Origin of the sequence: Mycobacterium sp. (assembly GCF_049683935.1) — a bacterium.
GTDB lineage: Bacteria > Actinomycetota > Actinomycetes > Mycobacteriales > Mycobacteriaceae > Mycobacterium.
Map to the genome: position 1 here is coordinate 1 of NZ_JBAUJR010000366.1, position 3,055 is coordinate 3,055.

Annotated in this window: 3 protein-coding genes; 1 reads left to right on the top strand and 2 read right to left on the bottom strand. The window is 64.2% G+C overall.

Annotation, left to right across the window (positions count from 1 at the left end; translation table 11 throughout):
* Together WA965_RS21225 and WA965_RS21230 are read right to left on the bottom strand one after the other, a co-directional pair.
* Window positions 1-750: coiled-coil domain-containing protein (locus WA965_RS21225; protein ID WP_526448038.1), on the bottom strand; the 750-nt coding region annotated here is incomplete at its 3' end.
* A gap of 220 nt (window positions 751-970) precedes the next feature.
* Window positions 971-1,522, bottom strand: a complete 552-nt coding sequence (locus WA965_RS21230) for an Rv1476 family membrane protein (protein WP_526295581.1) — start codon at window positions 1,520-1,522, stop codon at window positions 971-973.
* 216 nt (window positions 1,523-1,738) lie between these two features.
* Here WA965_RS21230 and WA965_RS21235 point away from each other — a divergent pair.
* Window positions 1,739-3,055 (top strand): aconitase family protein (locus WA965_RS21235; protein WP_526448039.1); only part of this gene is annotated, 1,317 nt, incomplete at its 3' end.

The following is a 3,055-nucleotide window of genomic DNA, read 5'->3' on the forward strand; positions in this document are numbered from 1 at the left end:
TGTCTGGGCAGCCGAGGGGGCACGGCCCGCGGGGGCCTGACCTGCCGGGGCTGCCGGGGCGGCCAGGGTCCGGGCCTGCGCCAGCTTCTCCTGGGCATCCGACCGTTCGGCGGCCAGCCGGTCGAGCTCGACTTGCTGGGCCTGGAAAGTCTGCTGAGCTTCGGTCAACGCCGCCACCGCGGTCTGCTGGCTGGACTCGGCGGCTACCACCGCTTCATCGGCCCGCTGCTTGGCCAGCCGGGCGGACGACTCCTTGTTCACCTGCTCGGTCCGCGCCCGCTGCAGGTTGGCCATCACCTGCTGGGAACTCAGCGACAGCGTCTGACCCGCGGCCGCGGTGTTGAGGATGTCCACCGGATCCGACGCGCTCAGATACGAACTGGACGGACCGTTGACGTACATCGCGGCGGCGAACCTGTCGAAGCGCTGCTGTGCCGCCTCGATCGCGGTGTTCGCTTCCTTGACGAGCTGCGCACTGGAATCGACCTCGAGCTGCGCGGCCGCGGCGGCATCACGTGCGGTCTTCACATCGAGGATCGCCTTGTTGACGCTCTCCTGTTGGGTCTGGATCGCGGCGCCGAGGTTCTGCAACTTCTGATTGACGTTGGCGACGGCCGTCACGAGCGTCGCGAGGCTGTCCTGGTTGGCGGGCTGCGCCTGGGCGAGGCTGGGCGTGGTCAGCACCATGCCGAACGCCAGGGATACCGCGCACAGCCGCGAAGCGGAGGCGCCGGCAGGGATGCGTCTCATCGGACTCAAGGTCTCCTCAGGCTCCACGCGAGCGTGTCGGCACATTCTCGAGCGCCCTCGAAACAGAAGTCACATTAAGCACATCCGCAACAACAGGCACCTTTTGCACCGTACGTCACAACAGACGCTGAGGAAACTTTAGTAACAAATTACAACAATGTAATTGCGAATGGCGTTATCAAACAGTGATGTTTGAATTTGCGCTGGAAGAGTCAACCCCTCAATCGGAGCTGATGGACGCTGCGTCCGATACCTCTATCCGTTTGCCGCGGTTCTGCAATACGCGGGTGCCAATGGCGCCGATAACGACCACTAAGACCAGCACAATCGTGAATGGCGTCCAGGGAAAGTGAGTCGCCGTCAACTCGCCCAGGAAATTCTCCGAAGATTGCACGGGATTCCCGGTCTTGGCCACGTCCTGGCCGGCTTCCAGCGTCACCCGATCGAACTCCGGGCTGTAGGTTCCGGCGAAGGACGGACTCAACGTGAGCACCGTCGAGCCCGGGTTCGCCTCACCCACCGCGGTGGCGATATCGCGCAACGGCATCTCGATCGGCGGGTTGACGTCGATGACGACGATCTTCAGGTCGATCCCCTCGTCACGGGCATTCTCGACGACCTGTCGCAACGCAGGCACGTCCGCCTGACTGGCGGGCGGCACACTGACGCCGTCGTCGGCCACGTCGGCCTTGACCTGCTCCATGTCGACCTCCGGCGGAATGTAGGCCGGAAAAAACGGGACCTGGAGAGGGATCGAGTGCGGTCCGGTCACAGCAGCACCGTACGCGACCACCGCCCGGCATCGGCCGGGGCGACACGATTTTTTTCCACCGCGTGCAGTCATCCGGGTGGCACCGTCCGCACGAGAGGACAAGACTGGAATGTGACGACCCAAATACCGTCCCTGTCTTGCAGGACAAGCGTACTGTTAAGATTACGAGCGCCGCTGACACAGCCCGTCGCGGCGATGATCAAGCCGGGAGTTGATGTGAGCAGCAAGAATTCGTCCCTGAACTCGTTCGAAGCGCACGACACGCTCGAGGTCGGTGACAACAGCTACGAGATCTATCGACTCGACGCGGTCCCCGGAACCGAGAAGCTCCCCTACAGCCTCAAGGTTCTCACTGAGAACCTGCTGCGCACCGAAGACGGCGCGAACATCACCAAAGACCACATCGAGGCGATCGCGAACTGGGATCCATCCGCCGATCCGAGCGTGGAGATCCAGTTCACCCCCGCCCGCGTGGTGATGCAGGACTTCACCGGTGTGCCCTGCATCGTCGACCTGGCGACGATGCGCGAAGCCGTCGGCGAACTCGGCGGCGACGCCGAGAAGGTCAACCCGCTGGCCCCTGCCGAGTTGGTCATCGACCACTCGGTGATCGTGGACGTATTCGGCAACGCGGGCGCCTTCGAGCGCAACGTCGAGATCGAGTACGGCCGCAACGGTGAGCGCTATCAGTTCCTGCGCTGGGGCCAGGGCGCATTCGACGACTTCAAGGTGGTGCCGCCCGGCACCGGCATCGTGCACCAGGTCAACATCGAGTACCTCGCCCGGACCGTGATGGTGCGTGACGGCGTCGCCTACCCCGACACCTGCGTCGGCACCGACAGCCACACCACCATGGTCAACGGCCTCGGGGTGCTGGGCTGGGGTGTCGGCGGCATCGAAGCCGAGGCTGCGATGTTGGGTCAGCCGGTTTCGATGCTGATCCCGCGCGTCGTCGGCTTCAAGCTCACCGGTGAGATCAAGCCGGGTGTCACCGCCACCGACGTGGTCCTGACCGTGACCGAGATGCTGCGCAAGCACGGCGTGGTCGGCAAGTTCGTCGAGTTCTACGGTGCCGGTGTGGCCGAGGTGCCGCTGGCCAACCGCGCCACCCTGGGCAACATGAGCCCCGAATTCGGTTCCACCGCAGCGATTTTCCCTATCGACGAGGTCACCATCGACTATCTCCGGCTGACCGGCCGTACCGAGGAGCAGCTGGCCCTGGTGGAGGCATACGCCAAGGTGCAGGGCATGTGGCACAACCCGGAGAAGGAGCCCGTCTTCTCCGAGTACCTCGAGCTCGACCTCGGCGACGTGGTGCCGTCGATCGCCGGCCCCAAACGCCCCCAGGACCGAATTCAGCTGTCCGACGCGAAGACCGCGTTCCGCAAGGACATCCACAACTACGTCGAAGAGAATCACCCCGCGGAATGCTCCAAGCTCGACGAGGCCGTCGACGAGTCGTTCCCCGCCAGCGATTCGGTTTCGCTGTCCTTCGCCGATGATGACGCGATCGATGTCGTGCACTCCGCGGCG